General features: G+C 59.0%; 18 protein-coding genes. 7 read left to right on the top strand and 11 right to left on the bottom strand.

All coding sequences use genetic code 11. The features are described 5' to 3' along the window. Window positions 1-42: 42 nt before the first annotated feature. The 3 genes from fadA to ACZZ0D_RS05870 form a co-directional block, all read right to left on the bottom strand. Window positions 43-1,218 carry an acetyl-CoA C-acyltransferase FadA gene (gene fadA / locus ACZZ0D_RS05880; protein ID WP_463552665.1) on the bottom strand — a complete coding sequence of 392 codons (1,176 nt, stop codon included), beginning with the start codon at window positions 1,216-1,218 and terminating at the stop codon, window positions 43-45. A 32-nt stretch (window positions 1,219-1,250) separates the two neighbouring features. Beyond that, the gene (fadB, locus tag ACZZ0D_RS05875) at window positions 1,251-3,398 is read right to left on the bottom strand and encodes a fatty acid oxidation complex subunit alpha FadB (RefSeq protein ID WP_212545625.1); all 2,148 of its coding nucleotides are present in this window, start codon (window positions 3,396-3,398) and stop codon (window positions 1,251-1,253) included. Window positions 3,399-3,926: 528 nt separating this feature from the next. After that, on the bottom strand, window positions 3,927-4,364 hold the full coding sequence (locus ACZZ0D_RS05870) for a hypothetical protein (protein ID WP_159814295.1): 438 nt from the start codon (window positions 4,362-4,364) through the stop codon (window positions 3,927-3,929). Window positions 4,365-4,466: 102 nt separating this feature from the next. Here ACZZ0D_RS05870 and ACZZ0D_RS05865 point away from each other — a divergent pair, with 102 nt between their 5' ends. Next, the gene (locus ACZZ0D_RS05865; protein ID WP_053122097.1) at window positions 4,467-4,904 is read left to right on the top strand and encodes a universal stress protein; all 438 of its coding nucleotides are present in this window, start codon (window positions 4,467-4,469) and stop codon (window positions 4,902-4,904) included. Window positions 4,905-5,078: 174 nt separating this feature from the next. On the opposite strand, the gene ACZZ0D_RS05860 is transcribed toward ACZZ0D_RS05865, so the two are convergent. Further along, entirely contained in the window at window positions 5,079-7,001 is a 1,923-nt protein-coding gene (locus ACZZ0D_RS05860) for an ATP-binding cassette domain-containing protein (protein ID WP_400754619.1), read from the bottom strand. Between the two features lie 214 nt (window positions 7,002-7,215). Here ACZZ0D_RS05860 and ACZZ0D_RS05855 point away from each other — a divergent pair, with 214 nt between their 5' ends. Beyond that, window positions 7,216-9,144: a transglycosylase SLT domain-containing protein gene (locus ACZZ0D_RS05855; protein WP_053122100.1), complete on the top strand. Its 1,929-nt coding sequence runs from the start codon at window positions 7,216-7,218 to the stop codon at window positions 9,142-9,144. 111 nt (window positions 9,145-9,255) lie between these two features. Here the strand turns inward: ACZZ0D_RS05855 and ACZZ0D_RS05850 are convergent, their stop codons facing one another. Beyond that, window positions 9,256-9,597, bottom strand: coding sequence for a Fic family protein (locus ACZZ0D_RS05850; protein WP_463552664.1), 342 nt, complete (start codon window positions 9,595-9,597; stop codon window positions 9,256-9,258). Window positions 9,598-9,724: 127 nt separating this feature from the next. Continuing rightward, entirely contained in the window at window positions 9,725-11,512 is a 1,788-nt protein-coding gene (locus ACZZ0D_RS05845; protein ID WP_463552663.1) for an ABC transporter transmembrane domain-containing protein, read from the bottom strand. A gap of 258 nt (window positions 11,513-11,770) precedes the next feature. Between ACZZ0D_RS05845 and ACZZ0D_RS05840 the strand changes: the two genes are divergently transcribed. Then, complete coding sequence (locus ACZZ0D_RS05840; protein WP_053122106.1) at window positions 11,771-11,950, top strand: PA1571 family protein; 180 nt, start codon at window positions 11,771-11,773, stop codon at window positions 11,948-11,950. Between the two features lie 168 nt (window positions 11,951-12,118). Here the strand turns inward: ACZZ0D_RS05840 and pdxB are convergent, their stop codons facing one another. Next, the gene (gene pdxB, locus ACZZ0D_RS05835) at window positions 12,119-13,261 is read right to left on the bottom strand and encodes a 4-phosphoerythronate dehydrogenase PdxB (RefSeq protein ID WP_463552662.1); all 1,143 of its coding nucleotides are present in this window, start codon (window positions 13,259-13,261) and stop codon (window positions 12,119-12,121) included. Window positions 13,262-13,469: 208 nt separating this feature from the next. Between pdxB and ACZZ0D_RS05830 the strand changes: the two genes are divergently transcribed. Beyond that, entirely contained in the window at window positions 13,470-14,879 is a 1,410-nt protein-coding gene (locus ACZZ0D_RS05830; protein WP_463552661.1) for an MATE family efflux transporter, read from the top strand. Window positions 14,880-15,013: 134 nt separating this feature from the next. Here ACZZ0D_RS05830 and tusA read toward each other — a convergent pair whose 3' ends face one another. Continuing rightward, the gene (tusA, locus tag ACZZ0D_RS05825) at window positions 15,014-15,265 is read right to left on the bottom strand and encodes a sulfurtransferase TusA (RefSeq protein ID WP_025111044.1); all 252 of its coding nucleotides are present in this window, start codon (window positions 15,263-15,265) and stop codon (window positions 15,014-15,016) included. 169 nt (window positions 15,266-15,434) lie between these two features. Beyond that, window positions 15,435-16,508: a 23S rRNA (cytidine(2498)-2'-O)-methyltransferase RlmM gene (rlmM, locus tag ACZZ0D_RS05820; protein ID WP_401239514.1), complete on the bottom strand. Its 1,074-nt coding sequence runs from the start codon at window positions 16,506-16,508 to the stop codon at window positions 15,435-15,437. A 222-nt stretch (window positions 16,509-16,730) separates the two neighbouring features. Here rlmM and acnA point away from each other — a divergent pair, with 222 nt between their 5' ends. After that, window positions 16,731-19,472 (top strand): aconitate hydratase AcnA, encoded by a 2,742-nt coding sequence (gene acnA, locus ACZZ0D_RS05815; protein ID WP_053122114.1) that lies wholly within the window; start codon window positions 16,731-16,733, stop codon window positions 19,470-19,472. Between the two features lie 319 nt (window positions 19,473-19,791). On the opposite strand, the gene ACZZ0D_RS05810 is transcribed toward acnA, so the two are convergent. Then, a complete protein-coding gene (locus ACZZ0D_RS05810) occupies window positions 19,792-20,607 on the bottom strand; it encodes an aminoglycoside phosphotransferase family protein (protein ID WP_463552660.1) in 816 nt (271 codons plus the stop codon). After that, window positions 20,594-21,082, bottom strand: a complete 489-nt coding sequence (locus tag ACZZ0D_RS05805) for an SRPBCC family protein (protein WP_212545619.1) — start codon at window positions 21,080-21,082, stop codon at window positions 20,594-20,596. The genes ACZZ0D_RS05810 and ACZZ0D_RS05805 overlap by 14 nt, the downstream gene beginning before the upstream one ends. Window positions 21,083-21,224: 142 nt before the next feature. Here ACZZ0D_RS05805 and ACZZ0D_RS05800 point away from each other — a divergent pair, with 142 nt between their 5' ends. Further along, entirely contained in the window at window positions 21,225-21,515 is a 291-nt protein-coding gene (locus ACZZ0D_RS05800) for a hypothetical protein (RefSeq protein WP_463552658.1), read from the top strand. 51 nt (window positions 21,516-21,566) lie between these two features. Beyond that, entirely contained in the window at window positions 21,567-21,971 is a 405-nt protein-coding gene (locus ACZZ0D_RS05795; protein ID WP_463552657.1) for a lysozyme inhibitor LprI family protein, read from the top strand. Window positions 21,972-22,058 lie beyond the last annotated feature (87 nt).

Below are 22,058 nucleotides of genomic sequence, written 5' to 3'. Positions count from 1 at the left end.
AAAAACCGGGGCACTTGGCCCCGGCTTCCATCGACGAGACGCTTAAACGCGTTCGAAGACGGTGGAGATGCCTTGGCCGAGACCAATGCACATAGTGGCTACCCCGAAGGTGCCGCTATTCTGCTTCATCACGTTCAGCAAGGTGCCGGAAATACGGGCACCGGAGCAACCGAACGGGTGACCCAGGGCGATCGCGCCGCCATGCAGGTTAACCTTCTCGTTCATCTTGTCGAGTACTTTCAGATCTTTCAGCACTGGCAGAGCCTGTGCAGCGAAAGCTTCGTTGAGCTCGAAGAAGTCGATATCGTTGATGCCAAGACCGGCACGTTTCAAGGCTTTTTGTGTTGCCGGAACTGAACCATAGCCCATGATTGCCGGATCCACACCTGCCACTGCCATCGAACGGATAACCGCCATTGGCTGGATGCCCAGATCTTGTGCGCGCTGCGCCGACATCACGATCATGCACGAAGCACCATCGGTGATCTGCGACGAAGTACCCGCGGTCACGGTGCCGCCCTTTGGATTGAAGGCAGGCTTGAGGGCCGCCAGACTTTCCAGGGTGGTTTCCGGACGAATGGTTTCATCATAGTCGAACAGTTTCAGGAAACCGTTCTCGTCGTAGCCCTGCATCGGGATGATTTCGTCTTTGAACTTGCCTTCCACGGTGGCCTTGTGGGCCAACTGATGGGAACGCACGCCGAAAGCATCTTGCTGCTCGCGAGTGATGCCGTGCATTTTGCCGAGCATTTCAGCGGTCAGACCCATCATGCCCGAGGCTTTCGCCGCGTACAGAGACATGTGCGGGTTCGGATCGACACCGTGCATCATGCTCACGTGGCCCATATGCTCGACGCCACCAACCACGAACACGTCACCGTTACCGGTCATGATCGCTTGCGCAGCAGTGTGCAGCGCGCTCATCGACGAGCCACACAGACGGCTGACGGTCTGGCCGGCCGAAGTGTGCGGGATCTGGGTCATCAGCGACGCCATGCGCGCGATGTTCCAGCCCTGCTCCAGGGTCTGGTTAACGCAGCCCCAGATCACGTCTTCGACTTCCGCCGGATCGACCTTGACGTTGCGTTCCAGCAATTTGCTGATCAGGTGCGCCGACATGTCTTCGGCGCGGGTGTTGCGGTGCATGCCGCCCTTGGAGCGGCCCATCGGAGTACGACCGAAGTCGACAATCACGACGTCTCTTGGATTCAAGCTCATAAAATTTCACTCTCGCTCAAAAGTTGGGACGCTTAACCGAAGAACCGTTGGCCGGTTTTGGCCATTTCACGCAGCTTCGCGGTCGGGTGGTACAGCGCGCCCAAATCAGCGTACTGGTCAGCCAGGGCAACGAACTCGGCAACACCGATCGAATCGATGTAGCGCAGTGCACCGCCACGGAATGGAGGGAAACCGATACCGTAGACCAGACCCATGTCGGCTTCGGCGGCGGTTTCAACGATGCCGTCTTCCAGGCAACGCACGGTTTCCAGGCACAGCGGGATCATCATCCAGTTGATGATGTCTTCGTCAGTGACTTCGCGCTGCTCGTAAACGATCGGCTTGAGCACTTCGAGTACCGATGGATCGGCGACTTTCTTCTGCTTGCCTTTCTTGTCGGCTTCGTAGGCATAGAAGCCCTTGCCGTTTTTCTGACCCAGGCGCTTGGCTTCGTACAGCACGTCGATGGCCGAACGACGGTCATCCTTCATGCGATCCGGGAAACCTTCAGCCATTACGTCACGACCGTGGTGACCGGTGTCGATGCCGACCACGTCCATCAGGTATGCCGGGCCCATTGGCCAGCCGAATTTTTCCATGACTTTGTCGATACGGACGAAGTCCACACCGGCGCTGACCAGTTTGGCGAAACCGCCGAAGTACGGGAACAGTACGCGATTGACTAGGAAGCCCGGGCAGTCGTTGACGACGATCGGGTTCTTGCCCATTTTCTTGGCGTAAGCAACGGTGGTGGCAACAGCCAGCTCACTCGACTTCTCGCCACGGATCACTTCCACCAGCGGCATCATGTGCACCGGGTTGAAGAAGTGCATGCCGACGAAGTTTTCCGGACGCTTGAGGGCTTTCGCCAGCAGGCTGATGGAAATGGTCGAGGTGTTGGACGCGAGGATGGTGTCCTCTTTGACCTTGTCTTCAACTTCAGCCAATACGGCTTGCTTGACCTTCGGGTTCTCGACAACAGCTTCGACAACCAGATCGACGTGACCGAAGTCGCCGTAGGACAGGGTTGGGCGAATGCCGTTGAGGACTTCAGCCATTTTCGCAGCGGTCATGCGACCTTTATCAACGCGGCCAACCAGCAGTTTGGCGGCTTCGGCCAGACCCTGCTCGATACCGTGCTCGTTGATGTCCTTCATCAGGATCGGCGTACCTTTAGAGGCCGACTGATAAGCGATACCGCCACCCATGATGCCTGCGCCGAGTACGGCAGCCTGCTTCACGTCTTTGGCGATTTCGTCGTAGGCCTTAGCCTTTTTCTTCAGTTCCTGATCGTTCAGGAACAGACCGATCAAGCTCTGCGCGGCAGAGGTCTTGGCCAGTTTGACGAAACCGGCAGCTTCGACTTCCAGAGCCTTGTCACGACCGAAGTTCGCAGCTTTCTGGATGGTCTTGATCGCTTCAACCGGCGCCGGGTAGTTCGGGCCAGCCTGACCGGCAACGAAACCTTTGGCGGTTTCGAAAGCCATCATTTGTTCAATGGCGTTCAGCTTGAGCTTATCCAGCTTCGGCTGACGCTTGGCCTTGTAATCGAACTCGCCGGAGATGGCGCGTTTGATCAGCTCAAGAGCCGCTTCCTGCAGTTTTTCCGGAGCAACCACAGCGTCGACGGCACTGACTTTCAGCGCGTCTTCAGGGCGGTTTTCCTTGCCGGAGGCAATCCACTCGATAGCGTTGTCGGCACCGATCAGGCGCGGCAGACGCACGGTGCCGCCGAAGCCTGGGTAGATGCCCAGTTTGACTTCCGGCAGACCGATCTTGGCTTTGGTCGACATGACGCGATAGTCAGCCGCCAGGCACATTTCCAGACCGCCGCCCAGAGCGATGCCATTGATGGCCGCTACGGTCGGAACATTGAGGTCTTCGAAATCGCTGAAGATCTTGTTGGCTTCGAGATTGCCAGCAACCAGCTCGGCATCCGGCAGCTTGAAGTTCTCGACAAATTCGGTGATGTCGGCGCCGACGATGAATACGTCCTTGCCACTGCTGACGATCACGCCCTTGATCGAAGCATCTGCCTTGATGGTGTCTACGGCCTGACGCAGTTCGTTCAGGGTAAGACGGTTGAACTTGTTGACGGACTCACCCTTGAGGTCGAATTTCAATTCGACGATGCCACTTTCAAGAGCTTTAACCGTGATGGCTTTACCTTCGTAAATCATCAACTGATCTCCACGATATGGAAGCTGAACAGTACACGTCGGACGCAAGCGAATGGTTTGGCAGGACGCTTCTTCGTCACTGCTGATACCCATTCACCCGGCACACCCGCCAACGCGATAGTCGGGATTCTGTAGGAGCGGTCAGTAAGACAAACGCTCAATTCATACGCCCGTTTGATTTGGGTACGTCACCTTCACGGAATTTCCGACAATTGTCAATCGCCCAAAATACGGGTTGAAATGCGACTTTGCGGTCATTTCCGCACCACGCAGACCGGCAACACGCGCCTGCATGAGAAGCCATTCATAGAATCAATAGTTAGAAAAGTCGCCCTAATTAGCGCCGAGCCTTGTTTAACAGGCTACGCTGGCTGGACTACAGGGAAAAGCGCTGAGCGCTGCAAGCGAGATCCGTTGTAAAAAGATTTACCGGCCTGCCTGGCCAACCCAGCCCGATGAATCATGTCGGGCTTTTTAATGCGCGTCTGCCGGACGATCCCCACCGTTGCAGTGGGAAAAGTCCGCGCGTCATGCCAGCGCTTTCAGAGTCGCGTCGATATCCAGCAAAACCGAGGCTTCGCCCTTTTCACCCCAATACAAGGCGATCATCTGCTTGTCGGCTTCGACTTTGAAAACGTTGCCCGGCAACTTTTCGAAATGATTAAGCAGCGCCGGATCTTCGCAGGCTTCCTGCCATTGATTGACCCACGCACCCGGCGATTTCTGCCAATACGTCCAGCACGCCGGCTGCTTGCTACGGCGCGGCCGATGATATTGCGCGCACGGGCTCGGCGGCTCTTGCGCCATCCAGTGTGGCCACTCCTGAGGCGCCAGTTGCATGGCCAGACCGATGCGGCGCGCCTCCATGCGCAGGGCGATGCGACCGCTTTGTGCACGCGATGGACGCAACCACGCCAGCGGACTCAAAACCACCAACAGGATTGACACCACCAACCAGACCGTCATATCTCTACTCCCGATTTTTGATGAGCCATTGCTCCGCTTCGGAACCAATGCGCTTGAAACCAGCCATACTTAACAATATTGAACCGTCACGAGGAGCACCTCATGCCCTACACCCATATCCTGGTCGCCGTAGATCTGACTGAAGAGTGCGACCCTGTGATTCACCGCGCCCGTGAGCTATCGGTGAGCAATGGCGCCAAGCTGTCGCTGGTGCATATTGTCGAACCAATGGCCATGGCGTTCGGCGGCGACGTGCCGATGGATCTGTCACAACTGCAACAACAGCAGTTCGATCAGGCCAAGGAGCGCCTGGAGCGCCTGAAGCTCAAATACTCCGAGCTCGAAGGCGCCAACTGCCATTTGACCTATGGCCAGCCACGTCAGGAAATCCACCACTTCGCCAAGGAACAGCAATGCGATCTGATTGTGGTTGGCAGCCATGGTCGTCATGGCCTGGCCTTGTTGCTCGGCTCCACTGCGAACGACGTACTGCACGGTGCGCCTTGCGATGTGCTCGCTGTCCACCTGGTCAAACGCTGAAACACCGCACCATGTAGGAGTGAGCCTGCTCGCGATAGCGTTGTAACAGTCGACAGACGCGTTGAATGCTAAACCGCTATCGCGAGCAGGCTCACTCCTACAATGGAAATGCGTTTACATATGAAAAGCCCGGCCTCACGCAAATGAGGCCGGGCTTTTTTGTTACGGGATCAATCAGGCATCCAGCTCGGCCCAACGCTCCATCAACGCATCCAGCTCAGCGTGCAACTGCTCCAGAGAAGCAATCACTTTAGCCGTCTCAGCTGCAGGTCGCTGATAGAAACCGGCATCCGCCATTTCAGCTTCCACCGCAGCGATCTGCTGCTCTTTGGCGTCGATGTCGCCCGGCAACGCTTCCAGCTCGCGCTGCAGCTTGTAGCTCAGCTTCTTCTTGGCCGCCGGGGCGGCAGCGGCAGGTTCAGCCACCGCAGCAGGCTCAGCGGTTACCACTGCCGAATTCAGGTCAGCCTTGCCGGATTTGCTTTCAGTCACGCCCAGCAGACGCGGCGAGCCGCCCTGACGGATCCAGTCCTGATAGCCGCCGACGTATTCACGCACCTTGCCTTCACCTTCGAAGACCAGGGTGCTGGTGACCACGTTGTCGAGGAATGCCCGGTCGTGGCTGACCATCAGCACGGTGCCGTTGAACGTCAGCAGCACTTCTTCAAGCAGCTCCAGCGTTTCCACGTCGAGGTCGTTGGTCGGTTCGTCGAGCACCAGCAGGTTGGCCGGTTTGCTGAACAGCTTCGCCAGCAACAGACGCGCACGCTCACCACCCGACAGCGCCTTGACCGGCGTGCGAGCACGCTGCGGGCTGAACAGGAAGTCGCCGAGATAACTCAGCACGTGGCGGCTCTGGCCGTCGATATCAATGAAGTCGCGACCTTCGGCAACGTTGTCGATAACGGTTTTTTCCAGATCCAGTTGATGACGCAACTGATCGAAGTAGGCCACGTCGATCCGCGTGCCCTCTTCCACTTTGCCGCTAGTCGGTTGCAGACCGCTGAGCATCAGTTTCAGCAGCGTGGTCTTGCCGGTACCGTTGGCGCCGAGCAGACCGATACGGTCGCCGCGCGTCAGCACCATCGAAAAATCCTTGATCAGGAACGGGCCGCCCGGGTGAGCGAAACTCACGTTCTCGAGCACCATCACCTGCTTGCCGGACTTGTCGGCAGTGTCCAACTGAATATTGGCCTTGCCGGTGCGCTCACGACGCTCACTGCGCTCAACGCGCAAAGCTTTCAGGGCGCGCACGCGGCCTTCGTTACGGGTGCGGCGCGCCTTGATGCCCTGGCGGATCCAGACTTCTTCCTGGGCCAGTTTCTTGTCGAACAGCGCGTTGGCGGTTTCTTCAGCGGCCAGCGCGGCTTCTTTGTGCACGAGGAAACTGGCGTAGTCGCCGTTCCAGTCGATCAGGCCGCCGCGATCCAGTTCGAGGATGCGCGTGGCAAGGTTTTGCAGGAAGGAACGGTCGTGCGTGATGAACAGCACGGCACCCTGGAAATCTTTCAGCGCTTCTTCGAGCCAGGCAATCGCACCGATGTCCAGGTGGTTGGTCGGTTCGTCGAGCAGCAGCAGATCCGGTTCGGACACCAGCGCCTGCGCCAGCAGCACGCGACGACGCCAGCCGCCGGACAACTGGGCGAGGGTCTTGTCGGCCGGCAGTTGCAGGCGGCTCAGGGTGCTGTCGACCAACGTCTGCAAGCGCCAGCCATCACGGGCTTCGAGGTCTTGCTGAACGTGCATCAGCTTGTTCAGGTCTTCTTCAGTGACGCAGTTCTGCGCCAAATGATGGTACTCGGCGAGCAATGCGCCCACACCATCCAGGCCTTCAGCGACCACGTCGAACACCGTCCGATCGTCGGCCACTGGCAATTCTTGCGGCAATTCGCCGATTTTCAGACCGGGGGCACGCCACACGGAGCCGTCATCAGGCTTTTGATCGCCCTTGACCAGCTTCATCATGCTGGACTTGCCTGTGCCGTTGCGGCCGATGATGCACACCCGCTCACCACGGGCGATCTGCCAGGACACCTTGTCCAACAACGGCATAGCGCCGAACGCAAGGGACACATCGCTGAATTTGAGCAGGGTCATGAGCTTCTCCAAAAACCGGGCGCGCATTCTACCTGACTTAGGGCTCCAGCAGGCCGGCAATTTGTCTGTCGAAGCACTCTGCACAACAATTGTTGCGAACTTGTGCTGCGAGGCCCGCAAAGCTTTCGCCGCTCGCTGGCAAAAGGCTAAGCTACAGACAATTCAGTGCTGACCGAGGTCGGCACTTGTCATGATTTCTCTGCCCGGATGTCTCATGCGCAGTCGCCTTTTCAGTGTTTTGTCCTGCTTGCTACTTACCGCCGCTGCCGTTCAATCCGCCCAGGCGGTGGATCTGTCCACCCAACGCCAGTATTACGATGAAGCCAAGCGCGCCTTGGCCAAAGGCGACACCGGCCCGTATTTCCGTTACAGCCAGGCCCTGGCCGATTACCCGCTTGAGCCGTATCTGGCTTACGACGAACTGACCGCGCGCCTGAAAAGCGCAAGCAACGAGGAAATCGAGAAATTCCTCGCCGAGCACGGTGACCTGCCCCAGGCCAACTGGATGAAGCTGCGCTGGTTGCGCTGGCTTGCCGACCGTGGCGACTGGGCGACCTTCGTCAAGTACTACGATCCGAAGCTCAACTTCACCGAACTGGACTGCCTGAATGCGCAGTACCAGATCACCCACGACAAAAAATCCGAAGGTTATGCCAATGCCGACAAGCTCTGGCTGACCGGCAAATCGCAGCCCGCCGCGTGTGACGCGCTGTTCGGCATCTGGGCCGCTGACGGCCAGTTGACCGAACAGAAACGCTGGGAGCGCACCAAACTCGCCGCTCAGGCGCGCAACTATCCGCTCGCCAACAGCCTCGTTAACGGCCTGACCACCCTCGCCCCGCGCGGTCGGTTGCTGGTCGATGTCGCGCAGAAACCCGAGTTGCTCAACCAACCGTCGCGCTTTACTCCGGCGGATGAGCCAATGTCCGACGTGGTCAGCCTCGGCCTGCGCCGCCTCGCCCGTCAGGATCCAGACAAGGCCATGGCGCTGCTCGACGGTTACGCCAGCAGCATGCATTTCTCCCGTGATGAAAAAGTCGCGATCGCCCGGGAAATCGGCCTGACCCTGGCCCGGCGTTTCGACAGTCGCGCGCTGGACGTGATGACCAAATACGACCCGGAACTGCGCGACAACACCGTGTCCGAATGGCGTTTGCGTCTGCTGTTGCGTCTGGCGCGTTGGGACGATGCTTACCAACTGACCAAGCGTCTGCCGCAGGATCTCGCCACCACCAACCGCTGGCGTTACTGGCAGGCGCGCAGCCTGGAACTGGCGCAACCGCAGAACCCGGAAGCACAGACCCTGTACAAAAATCTGGCGCGTGAACGTGACTTCTACGGTTTTCTCGCCGCCGACCGCTCGCAATCGCCGTATTCGTTGAACAACAAGCCACTGGTGCTGAGCCAGGCGTTGATCAACAAGGTGCGCAACACGCCTGGCGTACGCCGTGCGCTGGAATTCCATGCGCGCGGGCAGATCGTCGACGGTCGTCGCGAGTGGTACCACGTCAGCCGTCATTTCAATCGTGACGAAATGGTCGCGCAGGCAAAACTGGCTTATGACCTGAAATGGTATTTCCCGGCGATTCGCACCATCAGTCAGGCGCAGTATTGGGACGACCTGGACATCCGCTTCCCGATGGCCCACCGCGAAACTCTCGTGCGTGAAGCCAAGGTGCGTGGCCTGCATTCTAGCTGGGTGTTCGCGATCACTCGCCAGGAAAGCGCCTTCATGGACGACGCCCGCTCCGGCGTCGGCGCCAGCGGCCTGATGCAACTGATGCCCGCCACCGCCAAGGAAACCGCGCGCAAATTCAGCATTCCGCTGGCCTCGCCGCAACAAGTGCTCGATCCGGACAAAAACATCCAGCTCGGCGCAGCTTATCTGAGCCAGGTGCACAGCCAGTTCAACGGCAACCGCGTCCTCGCCTCCGCCGCTTACAACGCCGGCCCCGGTCGTGTGCGCCAATGGCTGCGCGGCGCCGATCACCTGAGCTTCGACGTCTGGGTGGAAAGCATCCCGTTCGACGAAACCCGCCAGTACGTGCAAAACGTACTGTCGTACTCGGTGATCTACGGCCAGAAACTCAACTCGCCACAGCCGCTGGTGGATTGGCATGAGCGCTACTTCGACGACCAATGACCTGTAGGCGCTGCCGAAGGCTGCGATCTTTTGACCTGAAAAAAATGCCCGCATGAAAATGCGGGCATTTTGTTTGGAGCAAGATCAAAAGATCGCAGCCTTCGGCAGCTCCTACCTGAATGTGGGGGCTGTCGTTTTGCCCCGTTCAGTCAGGCGATACTTTTGTACTGGGCTCCTGGGCGAATCGGGGTCGGTCATTTCAATCAATTTAATAGCCAGTGCGGGTTTCAGATAGTTCGCGCGAAAGGTTGCCTTGTGAGCCAGCCCGAGGCTACTCATGAGCTCGTTTACGCTCAGTTGATCAGCCCCATCAAATACGCCGAGCAACATCGCTACTTGGTCGGTTACTTGGTCGGTTACTTGGTCGGTTGAAGGCTCATTGCTGATTGCTTCTTGCAGCGCAAGACTTAAGGCTTGAAGCATGTACTCGACGAAGGGGGTCGATTCGGCCATCCGATCCGCCGCTGACCGATTTGCTCGCTGATGTTAGCGATCACAGCAACCATTCGAGTGTTCAGGTTCAACGGCGGCTGGTAACCACTCATGTCCCCTCCAAGCATTTCCTACGGGCGCTCATCATTCATAGGTGTTGTTTATACGCTTCCTGACCATCACTAAACTGCAACGCCGCCAGCCGTGCATACAGCTGATTACTGGCAATCAATTCCTGATGTGTCCCTACCGCGACCAATTTGCCCTGATCCATCACGGCGATCCGGTCGGCGTTTTTCACTGTGGCCAAACGGTGCGCAATCACCAGCGTCGTGCGGTTGTGCATCAGGCTCGGCAAGGCTTGCTGGATCAAGTGTTCGCTTTGCGCGTCGAGGGCGCTGGTGGCTTCGTCGAGCAGCAGGATTGGCGCGTCCACCAGCAGCGCCCGGGCGATGGCCAGCCGTTGGCGTTGGCCGCCGGAAAGACCGAGGCCGCCGTCGCCCAAGTGGGTTTGGTAGCCGTCGGGCATTTGTTCGATGAAATCGTGGGCGTGGGCGATTCGCGCGGCCTCCTTGACCTGCTCCAGCGTGGCCGTCGGGCAGCCATAACGAATGTTTTCCTCGACGCTGCCAAAGAACAGCGCGGGCGTTTGCGAGACGAGGGCGAAGCAGCGGCGCAGATCCAGAGGATCGAGGCGGGTCAAGGGCACGCCATCGAGGAGAATTTGTCCTTCGCGCGGGTCGTAAAATCGCAGCAACAAATCGTACACCGTGGATTTCCCGGCGCCGGACGGCCCTACCAGCGCCAGGGTTTCGCCCGCGCGGACGGTCAGATTCAAGCCATCGACGGCGTAGCTTTCTGGACGCGAGGGATAGGAAAAACGCACATCCCGCAGCTCCAGCTCGCCGCGCACGCGCTCAGGCAACGTCACCAACCCGGAGGTGGGCGGCTGGATGATATTTTCCGAGCGCAGAAGTTCGGCGATGCGTTCGGCAGCGCCAGCAGCGCGTTGCAGCTCACCGATCACTTCGCTGAGTGTGCCGAAAGCACTGCCGACGATCAGGCTGTAGAACACAAACGCCGCCAGTTCACCCGCCGAAATTCGCCCGGCGATCACGTCCATGCCGCCGACCCATAACATCACCGCGACCGCGCCCAGCACTAGCACGATCACCAGGGTAATCAGCCACGCACGCTGGAAGATGCGTTTACGCGCGGTTTCAAAAGCCTGCTCGACCGTCGAGGCAAAGCGTTGCTCGTCCTGCACCTGATGGTTGTAGGCCTGCACGGTTTTGATCTGGCCAAGGGTTTCGGAGACGTAACTGCCAATGTCGGCAATGCGATCCTGACTCTGGCGTGACAGATTGCGCACACGGCGGCCGAAAATCAGGATTGGCGCGACTACAAGCGGCAGCGCGATCACCACGATGCTGGTGAGTTTGGGGTTAGTGATGAACAGCAGCACAACGCCACCGATGACCATCAGCAGATTGCGCAGAAACAGCGACAGCGACGAACCGATTACCGACTGCAGCAATGTCGTGTCCGCGGTAAGGCGCGACTGGATTTCCGAGCTGCGGTTGTCTTCGTAAAACCCTGGATGCAGGTACACCAAGTGGTTGAACACCTGTCGACGAATGTCCGCGACAACGCGCTCGCCAATCCACGACACCCAATAAAACCGGGCAAAAGTGCCGATCGCCAGTCCGACCACCAACAGCATGAACAGGCCAATCGACTGGTTGAGCAAATGCGGCGACTGGGTCATGAAACCCTGATCGACCAGCAGTTTGATCCCCTGCCCCATCGACAAGGTGATGCCGGCGGTGACGATCAATGCGAGCAGTGCGCCAAAAGCCTGCCAACGATAGGGCAGGAGAAAATGGCTGGTCAGACGCAGGGCGCGCCGGTGTCGGGAGGAAAGCATCGAGATCATTCGGGTTCACATCTGCGCAGATGAATAGGGCCAGCCTAGTCATTGAAATGGGGTGGAACTCTGTAAATCACAATGAGTCAGGTTAAATATGCCCGTGACGACTAGCCCCTAGAGGCTATTGGTCTAAAGTTCGGGTTGAGACGAGCGGTCATTTCTGTTTGAGTGGAGATGCCGCCGCCGACAGACCGCAGGGCGTTGTCACAGCCCGGTCACGTGGCAGTTTTAACCTTGGCGAATAACCTGATGAGGAGACAGGCCATGTCCTTGCAACACAGCAGCGATGACAAGATTGAAGTGATCCGCACCAAGCCCGGCCAACCTCTGGGTTGCTCGATTATTGATAAGGATGGGCGTGAAGTACCGATCACTGAAGACATGATCCAGCAAGCGTGCAGCGAACTGGAGAAGCGATTGGTCAAGCCTGCCGAACAAGAGTGATATAGCCACCGTCTTCCTGACCCGGCCCCATTTTGGCCGGGTTTTTTCTGTCTGCAAGCAGGGGATTTGTGGTGCGGCCTTCGCGAGCAGGCTCGCTCCCACAGGATCTGTTATCCATTGAAGATCTCTTGTGGGAGCGAGCCTGCTCGCGAATGGGCCACCTCGGTTCTAAACCGAAACAGCCCCCAGCGCCGCCACTATTTTCGCCAACACTGGCGATGCCCCTTCAATTCGCACTTTCAGCCCTTCAATCTCGCGCCGCACCGGATACTGTTTGCGCAACACATCAAACGCCGCACGCTGCTCAGCGACGTTGCCTACAAGGCTGCGGCGGAAATCCGCATCGTCGCGGCGCGGGTCGTACACGCCACGGCACAACATCGCCAGCGCCCACGCCGGATCGCTGTCAGCGTGCAGGGAAACTTCCGACAGCCACGGTACCGGCAGCAAGTCGCTGAGCTGAATGTTCGCAGGCTGGCCGATGAACTCGCAGTACGCCTGATAGATCTGTGCGGTGCCGCGCTGTTTGCCATCAAGGCTGTAACCGGCAATGTGCGGCGTTGCCAGCACGCAGAGTTCGGCCAGTTCGACATCGACTTCTGGTTCTGCTTCCCAGACATCCAGCACTGCTTGCAGGTCTTCACGTTCCAGCAGCACTTCGCGCAGGGCCGCGTTATCCACGACCGGGCCGCGCGCGGCGTTGATCAGCCAGGCGCCGGGTTTGAGTTGCTGCAAACGCTGCTGATCGAACAGATGCCAGGTCGCGCCGTCACCGCTGCGGGTCAACGGGGTGTGCAGGCTGATCACGTCGCACTGCTCGATGATCTGTTCGAGGCTGACGTAATCGCCGCCCTCTGCTGCCTGACGCGGCGGATCGCAGACTTTAACGTTCCAGCCCAAGCCTTTGAGGACGTTGATCAGGCGCCCGCCAACCTCACCGGCGCCGATCACCCCGTAAGTGCGTTTAGTCAGATCGACACCCTCGATTTCGGCGAGGGTCATCAAGCTGCCGAGCACATAGTCGACCACGCCCCGGGCATTGCAGCCGGGTGCGCTGGACCAGGTGATACCGGCCTCGTTGAAATACTCCAGATCCAGATGATCGGTGCCGATGGTGCAAGTGCCGACAAAACGCACTTTGCTGCCTTCAAGCAGCGCACGGTTGACGTTGGTCACCGAACGCACCAGCAACACATCGGCCTGCTCGACCGTCGCACGGTCAATGGAACGGCCCGGCACCCGGCGGATTTCGCCGAAACCGGCAAAAAAGGCATCGAGCAGCGGGATATTTTCGTCGGCAACAATCAGCATGGCGGGCTCCTTGGGCGGATCGGCAGTTTAACTGTAGGAGCCGCCGCGGGCTGCGATCTTTTGATGGTGATCTTAAAAAAGCAAAAGATCGCAGCCTGCGGCAGCTCCTACCCGATTACAAATCCGCAACAGAGGATTTTTCCTGACTGTAACGTCAGCGGCGTAGAATGCGGCGCCTTGCGCATCAACCTTTGTGGACGCTTTGCCTGTGAATTCTGTAACTGACCAACCTGTCGCCGTCTCCCTGACCCGCCCCGCGCGGATTCGTCTGGAGTTCAAAAACCTGCTCGCCCTCGCGCTGCCGATCATCATCGCGCAGCTGGCGACCACGGCCATGGGCTTCGTCGATGCGGTGATGGCCGGGCGCGTCGGGCCCAAGGATCTGGCGGCAGTGGCACTGGGCAACTCGATCTGGGTGCCAGTGTTTCTGTTAATGACCGGCACCCTGCTCGCCACCACGCCGAAAGTCGCCCAGCGCTACGGCGCCGGCAAGCACAGCGAGATCGGCCCGATCGTGCGTCAGGCGTTGTGGCTGGCGTTGGTGGTTGGCCTGATCGCGACCGCGATGCTGGTGGCCGCCGAACCGGTGCTGCACCTGATGAAGGTCGACCCGGAGCTGATCGGCCCGTGCATGCAATACCTGCACGGCATCGCCAGTGGTTTGCCGGCCGTGGCGTTTTATCACGTGCTGCGTTGCACCAGTGACGGCATCGGCCGAACCCGCCCGGCGATGGTGCTGGGTCTGTGCGGTCTGGCGCTGAATATTCCGCTGAACTACATCTTCATCTATGGCCACTTCGGCGTGCCAGCGATGGGCGGCGTCGGCTGCGGCTGGGCCACGGCAATCGTAATGTGGGTGATGGCGCTGGGTCTGGCCGGTTATGAGCGCTGGGCGCCGGCCTATCGTTCGAGCGAACTGTTCAGCCGTTTCGACTGGCCGCAGTGGGCAGTGATCAAGCGTTTACTGGCGATTGGTTTGCCGATTGGCATTGCGGTGTTTGCCGAATCGAGCATCTTTGCGGTGATCGCTCTGTTGATCGGCAGCCTCGGCGCCACGGTGGTGGCCGGGCATCAGATTGCGCTGAACGTCAGCTCGCTGGTGTTCATGATTCCGTATTCGCTGGGCATGGCCGTGACTGTACGGGTCGGTCAGGCACTGGGTCGTGAAGAACCGCGTGAAGCGCGTTTTGCTGCGGGCGTCGGCATGGGCACCGCGCTGGCCTACGCCTGCTTGTCGGCGAGCATGATGTTGTTACTGCGCGAGCCAATTGCGGCGATCTACACCGCTGACCCGACGGTGATTCACATCGCGGCGATGCTGATTGTGTACTCGGCGCTGTTCCAGTTTTCCGATGCGATTCAGGTTACTGCCGCCGGCGCGCTGCGCGGTTATCAGGACACTCGGGTGACGATGATTCTGACGCTGTTTGCGTATTGGGGCATTGGTTTGCCGGTGGGTTACGCCCTCGGCCTGACCGACTGGCTCGGTGAGCCACGTGGCCCGAGCGGGTTGTGGCAGGGTTTGATCGTCGGCCTGAGCTGCGCGGCGTTGATGCTGTCGATCCGCCTGACGCGCAGTGCGCGCGAGCGTATTCGGATCAGTCGTTCGGCAGGTTAAGGCCTGACTCGAGACAAAAAATGTGGAGCGAGCCTGCTCGCGAATGCGTTGTATCAGTCGCCATCCATAGTGACTGATATACCGCTTTCGCGAGCAGGCTCGCTCCCACATTTGGTTTTGCGTTTGCCTGGCGGTTACGCGTGTTTCTTGCGAATCCAATACAGATACGTGCCGGCCTCTTCGTGTTGGCCGACCAGTTCATGGTCGAGAAACACGCAGAACTTGGGGATGTCGCGACGGGTAGACGGATCGGTGGCAATCACCTTGAGCAGGCCGCCGGGCACCAGGTCACGGATGTGCTGGTGCAACATCATTACCGGTTCCGGGCAGTTAAGGCCGGTGGCGTCGAGGGTGCCGTCGACCGGGGTATCGATCATTTCACTCATGATTTACTCCTGAAACTGGCCGGCATTGTCGCGCAATGCCGGGTGTTCGGTCATCTATAGCTTTAAACCGCACCCTATGTAGGAGCTGCCGAAGGCTGCGATCTTTTGATCTGGATCTTCAAAAACAAGATCAAAAGATCGCAGCCTTCGGCAGCTCCTACAGGGAGAATCAGCGGGATTTTGGTTTCTTGATGTCGTGACGGCGCAGGTGGCAGGTCACTTCTTCACGGTCGTGGTACAGCTGTTTGCAGCCGATATCGACCTTGATCCCGCGCGCTTTGAAGCCATCGGCGATGCGCTCAAGCAAACGCTTCACTTCGGCATAACGCTGCTTCATCGGCAGCTTCAGGTTGACCACCGCCTCGCGGCAATGCCCCTCGCCGATCCACTCTTCGAGCATCGCTGCGTTACGCGCAGGCTTTTCGACGATGTCGCAGACCATCCAGTCCACCGGTTGCTTGGGCTTGAAGGTGAAACCGTCGGCCATCAAATGCTGCACCAGACCGGTGTCCATCAGGCTTTCAGCCATCGGGCCGTTGTCGATCGCCGTCACCAGCATGCCGCGATTGACCAGTTGCCAGGTCCAGCCGCCCGGCGCTGCGCCAAGGTCGACGCCGGTCATGTCACTGTGCAGACGATCTTCCCACTGATCACGCGGGATAAAGTGGTGCCAGGCTTCTTCCAGCTTCAACGTCGAACGGCTTGGTGCCTCGCGCGGAAACTTCAGGCGCGGAATGCCCATTGGCCACATCGCCGAGTTACCCGCGTCAGCCATACCGAGAAACACTTCACGACCACTTTTGAACGTCAGCAACAGGCGCGGCTTGCTCGCGTCGTCGACCAGTTTGCCGGCGCCGGTCAGCGCCTTCCGCAGCGGGCCTTCGAATTTCTTGCAGAAGTTCGACAGTTCCTTGCCGTCGTTAGTGTCGACGACTTCCAGCCACAGGCTGCCGCACACCGGGAAATCGGCCATGTGCGCGAGGATCACGCTGATGCGGTCGGTTTCCGGCAGATCGATAAATACGCCGCGCGCCCATTGGCGCGGGAAGATCAGCTCGGCGAAACGCTGGCCGCGCATCAGGCGCTCGGCGCCGTCTTCTTCGGTGCAGACAAACTCGGCGCAGGCAGTGGCCGCTTTGGCCTTGGCGTAACCGGCCACGTTGAGCCGGGCGGCGAGGTCGGAAATTTCCGAACAGACTTCGCCTTCGAAGCCTGGCCGGCAATGCATGAATAGGGTGTTCATTCTTACTCCTGGGCAGCGGGCGATCATTCGGCCCCTGCGCGATGCTCAAGCCTTGCGTTGAAGCAAAGCCTGTCACGAAAACCGGCGCATGATAGCCGATGTCGGAACCTTGGACTTGCCCATAGAGTCCAGTTATTAGCCAGCTAATGAAAACAGGGCTACGTTGATAGCTCTGCCCGTCCCCTCAATCCGTAGCCGTGCGGATTCAAAGGAGTGATCGTAATGCCGTCCCTCGATAGTCTGAAGACCCTCAAAACACTGCAGATTGACCAAAAGACCTACCACTATTTCAGCCTGCCGGATGCCGCCAAAAGCCTGGGTGATCTGGACAAGCTACCGATGTCGTTGAAAGTCCTGCTGGAAAACCTGCTGCGCTGGGAAGATGAAAAAACTGTCACCGGCGCTGACCTCAAGGCGATTGCCGCGTGGCTCAAGGAGCGTCGCTCCGATCGGGAAATCCAGTACCGCCCTGCCCGCGTATTGATGCAAGACTTTACCGGAGTTCCCGCCGTGGTCGACCTCGCCGCCATGCGTGCGGCGATGGCCAAGGCCGGCGGCGACCCGCAACGGATCAACCCGCTGTCACCGGTGGATCTGGTGATCGACCACTCGGTGATGGTCGACAAATTCGCCACGCCGAGCGCGTTCGAGCAGAACGTCGATATCGAAATGCAGCGCAACGGCGAGCGTTACGCCTTTCTGCGCTGGGGCCAGAGTGCCTTCGACAATTTCAGCGTCGTCCCGCCGGGCACCGGCATCTGCCACCAGGTCAACCTTGAATACCTCGGCCGCACCGTGTGGACAAAGGATGAAGACGGCCGCACCTATGCCTTTCCCGACACCCTGGTCGGCACCGACTCCCACACCACCATGATCAACGGCCTCGGCGTACTCGGCTGGGGCGTCGGCGGGATCGAGGCGGAAGCGGCGATGCTCGGGCAACCGGTGTCGATGCTGATTCCGGAAGTGATTGGTTTCAAACTGACCGGCAAACTAAAAGAAGGCATCACCGCCACTGACCTGGTGCTGACCGTAACGCAGATGCTGCGCAAGAAAGGCGTTGTCGGCAAATTCGTCGAATTTTATGGCGACGGCCTCGCTGACCTACCGCTGGCCGACCGCGCGACCATCGCCAACATGGCCCCGGAATACGGTGCGACGTGCGGTTTCTTCCCGGTCGATGACGTGACGCTGGAATATCTGCGTCTGTCCGGGCGGCCACCGGAAACGGTGAAACTGGTCGAGGCGTACACCAAGGCTCAGGGCCTGTGGCGTCTGCCCGGTCAGGAACCGGTGTTCACCGATAGCCTGGCGCTGGACATGGGCAGCGTCGAAGCGAGTCTGGCCGGGCCGAAACGTCCGCAGGATCGCGTGTCGCTGCCCAATGTGCCGCAAGCCTTCAGCGACTTCATCGATCTGCAATTCAAACCCACCAGTAAAGATGAAGGACGCCTGGAGAGTGAGGGCGGTGGTGGCGTGGCGGTGGGCAATGCCGATCTGGTCGGCGAAACCGAATATGAATATGAAGGCCACACCTATCGTCTGAAAAACGGTGCGGTGGTGATCGCGGCAATTACCTCCTGCACCAACACCTCCAACCCGAGCGTGATGATGGCGGCCGGTCTGCTGGCGAAAAAAGCCGTGGAAAAAGGCCTGACCCGCAAGCCATGGGTGAAGAGTTCGCTGGCGCCGGGTTCGAAAGTGGTTACCGACTACTACAAGGCTGCCGGGCTGACGCAATACCTCGACCAGCTCGGGTTTTCGCTGGTCGGCTACGGCTGCACCACCTGCATCGGCAACTCCGGGCCGTTGCCCGAGCCGATTGAAAAAGCCATCCAGAAAGCCGATCTCACCGTCGCCTCGGTGCTGTCCGGCAACCGTAACTTTGAAGGTCGTGTGCATCCGTTGGTGAAAACCAACTGGCTGGCCTCGCCGCCGCTGGTGGTCGCCTATGCCTTGGCCGGCAGCGTGCGCAGCGACATCAGCAGCGAACCGCTGGGTGAGGACAAGCAAGGCAATCCGGTGTACTTGCGCGATATCTGGCCAAGCAGCAAAGAAATTGCCGACGCGGTCAGCCAGGTCAACACCGCGATGTTTCACAAGGAATACGCCGAGGTGTTCGCCGGTGATGAGCAATGGCAAGCCATCGAGGTGCCGCAAGCCGCCACCTATGTCTGGCAGGACGATTCGACTTATATCCAGCATCCGCCGTTTTTCGACGACATTTCCGGGCCGTTGCCGGAAATCAAAGACGTCAAAGGCGCTCGCGTTCTGGCCTTGCTCGGCGACTCGGTGACCACCGACCACATCTCCCCCGCCGGCAACATCAAGGCTGACAGCCCCGCCGGCGAGTATCTGCGTGAAAAAGGCGTGGAACCGCGGGACTTCAACTCCTACGGCTCACGCCGCGGCAATCACGAAGTGATGATGCGCGGCACCTTCGCCAACATCCGTATTCGTAACGAGATGCTTGGCGGTGAAGAAGGTGGCAACACCATCTACATTCCGACTGGCGAGAAACTGGCGATCTACGACGCGGCCATGAAATATCAGGCCTCGGGCACGCCGCTGGTGGTGATTGCCGGGCAGGAATATGGCACCGGTTCAAGTCGTGACTGGGCGGCCAAGGGTACGAATCTGCTGGGCGTGAAAGCGGTAATTGCCGAGAGTTTTGAACGGATTCACCGTTCCAACTTGGTGGGCATGGGCGTGTTGCCGTTGCAGTTCAAGCTCGATCAGAACCGCAAGAGCCTGAATCTGACGGGCAAGGAGACGTTTGAGATCAAGGGTTTGACCGGGGTTGAACTGACACCGCGGATGAATTTGCCATTGGTGATTACGCGGGAGGATGGGCGTCAGGAGAAGATTGAAGTGCTGTGCCGGATCGATACGTTGAATGAGGTGGAGTACTTCAAATCAGGAGGGATCCTGCATTACGTCCTGCGCCAACTCATCGCCTCATAACGCTGAAACCCATGTAGGAGCTGCCGCAGGCTGCGATCTTTTGATCTTTTTTAAAATCAAGATCAAAAGATCGCAGCCGGCGGCAGCTCCTACAGGGCAAAAAAAAACCCGCCGAAGCGGGTTTTTCCCAAGACCATTATCGACTCCCTGTCGGCAGCGATCCTTGCAAATGGTCGATCATCCGTGATCCTGAAACACTCCCTGTGTCTCAGTTGATGTGGCTAGATTAACCGTGGGATCCAATCGACAATAGTCGACATAGCTACCATCGCGTGTAGGACATTCGCCATAGCGACCCTTCCGAAAACCCTTAGACGTGTCAGGCGTCGAGCATGGAAGCGGCAATCTGCGCAACTTTCAGCTGCCCTGAGGCCTGCTCGAGTGCGTCATCTTCCAAAAACCATGCGGCAGATAATCCGGCGAACGCCAGCACCCATTGCAGCAGTCTTTGGCGATCCAGCCCGGCGGCGTCGGTTATCACCTCAAGCTGTCGGCGAAAACGTTGGGGATTGGTGGCTGAGGGCAGATCGGGATTGCAGATCAAATTGGCGTAGTCAAAAGCGCGCTCGCCCCTGACCCGCTTCGGGTCGATGGCCAACCAGCCACGCTCACCGAAATCCAGCACATTGTCGTGATGCATATCGCCGTGCAACACCACCACGTCCTGCGGGCTGGCGAGCAATGTTTCTGCCGTTTCCAGGCTTAAGCCGTAGAGACCGCCATGCTGGGCCGCAGCGATTCGCAGCGAAGCAAACCACGGCCCCAGCTCCACCAACGGCGGCGGTGGCGTCGCGCGCGGTGCATGCAGCCGCGCCAGCGCCGCACACAGAATCCGGCTGGCCTCGTCGTCCTCGCCATTCAGCGCCATGTGCATCAGCGAACGCCGGCCCATGGCCCGCTCCATCAGCAAGCCATCCTCGTGATGCGCCAGCACCTGCGCGGCGCCATCGCCGTCCCACCAGGACATCAGCAGGTTGCCGATTTTTTCATCGGCGTCCATCGCCACTTTGAGCATCGCCGGGGTATCGCCGTGGCGCACCGGCAGCAAAAGGCTGCCGAGAGTGATGATCGGCTCGCCGTCCGGCACCAATGACCAACGCTGCAGCCACGGTTGGAAAATGTCAGCCACCGTCACGCGCTCGGGCCTTGGCACTTTCGGTCAGGAACTGTTCAAGTCGGCTCAGTTGCTCCTCCCAGCCGCGGCTGTCCATGAAATAAGCCTCTTTCTGGCGAATATCGGGGATATGCGCGAAACCTGACTCGGAAACCTTGAGCAGTGTGCCGTCCTCGTAATCCTGCAGCTCGAACCTGACCAATGTGGTCGGTTCCTGGGAATAGTCGATCTTCGGATTCACCGCATACGGGTGCCAGCGAAACGAAAACAACTGCTGCGGCTCGACCCGCTCGATCAGCACATTCCACAACACGTGTTCATAACCCGGATACGTGACCTGCCCTTGCGTCCATTCACCGGCAATAAACCGCCTGCCCTCCAGCGCCACGCCAAACCACTGGCCAAACGCCTCGGCGTCGACCAATGCACGCCAGACATGAGAACGCGGCGCCTTCAGCGAAATCTTGCGTTCGAAACTATTGGGTACTGGTTTCATACGTCACCTCCTGTTCTGAACACTAGGCTTGTATGACCACATGTCCAATGTGAAGTTGTATCAAGGAGCTATTTGGTCACCGGTGCCACGCGAAGTTGCGTCTAGACTCAAGGGTCAATCCAACGGATATCGGGAGACCGACATGCGGCGAATGCACCTCGTTCTGTGGACAGCCCTGCTGACGCTGTCTGGTTGCGTGACCTCCGTGGATCAGTGGAGCAAGCCCGGTGCGACCCAGGCGACCATCGATCACGATAAAGCCGAGTGCCAATACCAGGCCAAATCGGCAACCGCCAGTTACAGCAGCGCCCCGTCGGACAAAAGCATGTCAGCGGCAGTCGGTGCCGGGGTGGGTGATGGCATCGTGGTGGCGGAGAAACAGATCGACCTGACCAATGACTGCATGCGCCTGCGCGGTTACAGCGGCAGTTGAACTTGACCGCTACAATACGTGGCATTCCTGATACCAAAAGTGAGACCGCAAATGTCCCCACGCCTGTTGCTGGCCCTGACGCCATTACTATTCCCCTCCCTCGCCCACGCCGCCGTCGACTGCGCCAACGCCAGCGATCAGGCGACGATGAATCAGTGCGCCGGGCAGGATTTCAAAGCGGCGGACAAAGAGTTGAATGCGGCGTATCAGCAGATTACCGGGCGCTTGAAGGATAACCCTGAGGGCAAGAAGCTGTTGGTCAGTGCGCAGCGGGCGTGGGTCGGGTTTCGTGATGCGGAGTGCAAGTTTTCGGCATCCGGGGTCGCGGGCGGGAGTGTTTATCCGTTGATTTACAGCAATTGCCTGACCGGGGTGACCAAGGTGCGGGTTGAGGCGCTGAAGGAGTATTTGAAGTGTGAGGAAGGTGACATGAGTTGCCCGGTGCCGGGGGCCTGAGTTTTGCGGCGGTTTTGAGAGATTCTTCGCGAGCAAGCCCGCTCCCACATTGGAATGCATTTCAACATGTGGGAGCGGGCTTGCTCG

It is taken from the genome of Pseudomonas sp. AC193 (assembly GCF_979258075.1).
Note: the sequence above shows the minus strand (reverse complement) of the source record. Positions and strands in the feature narration are given on the sequence as shown.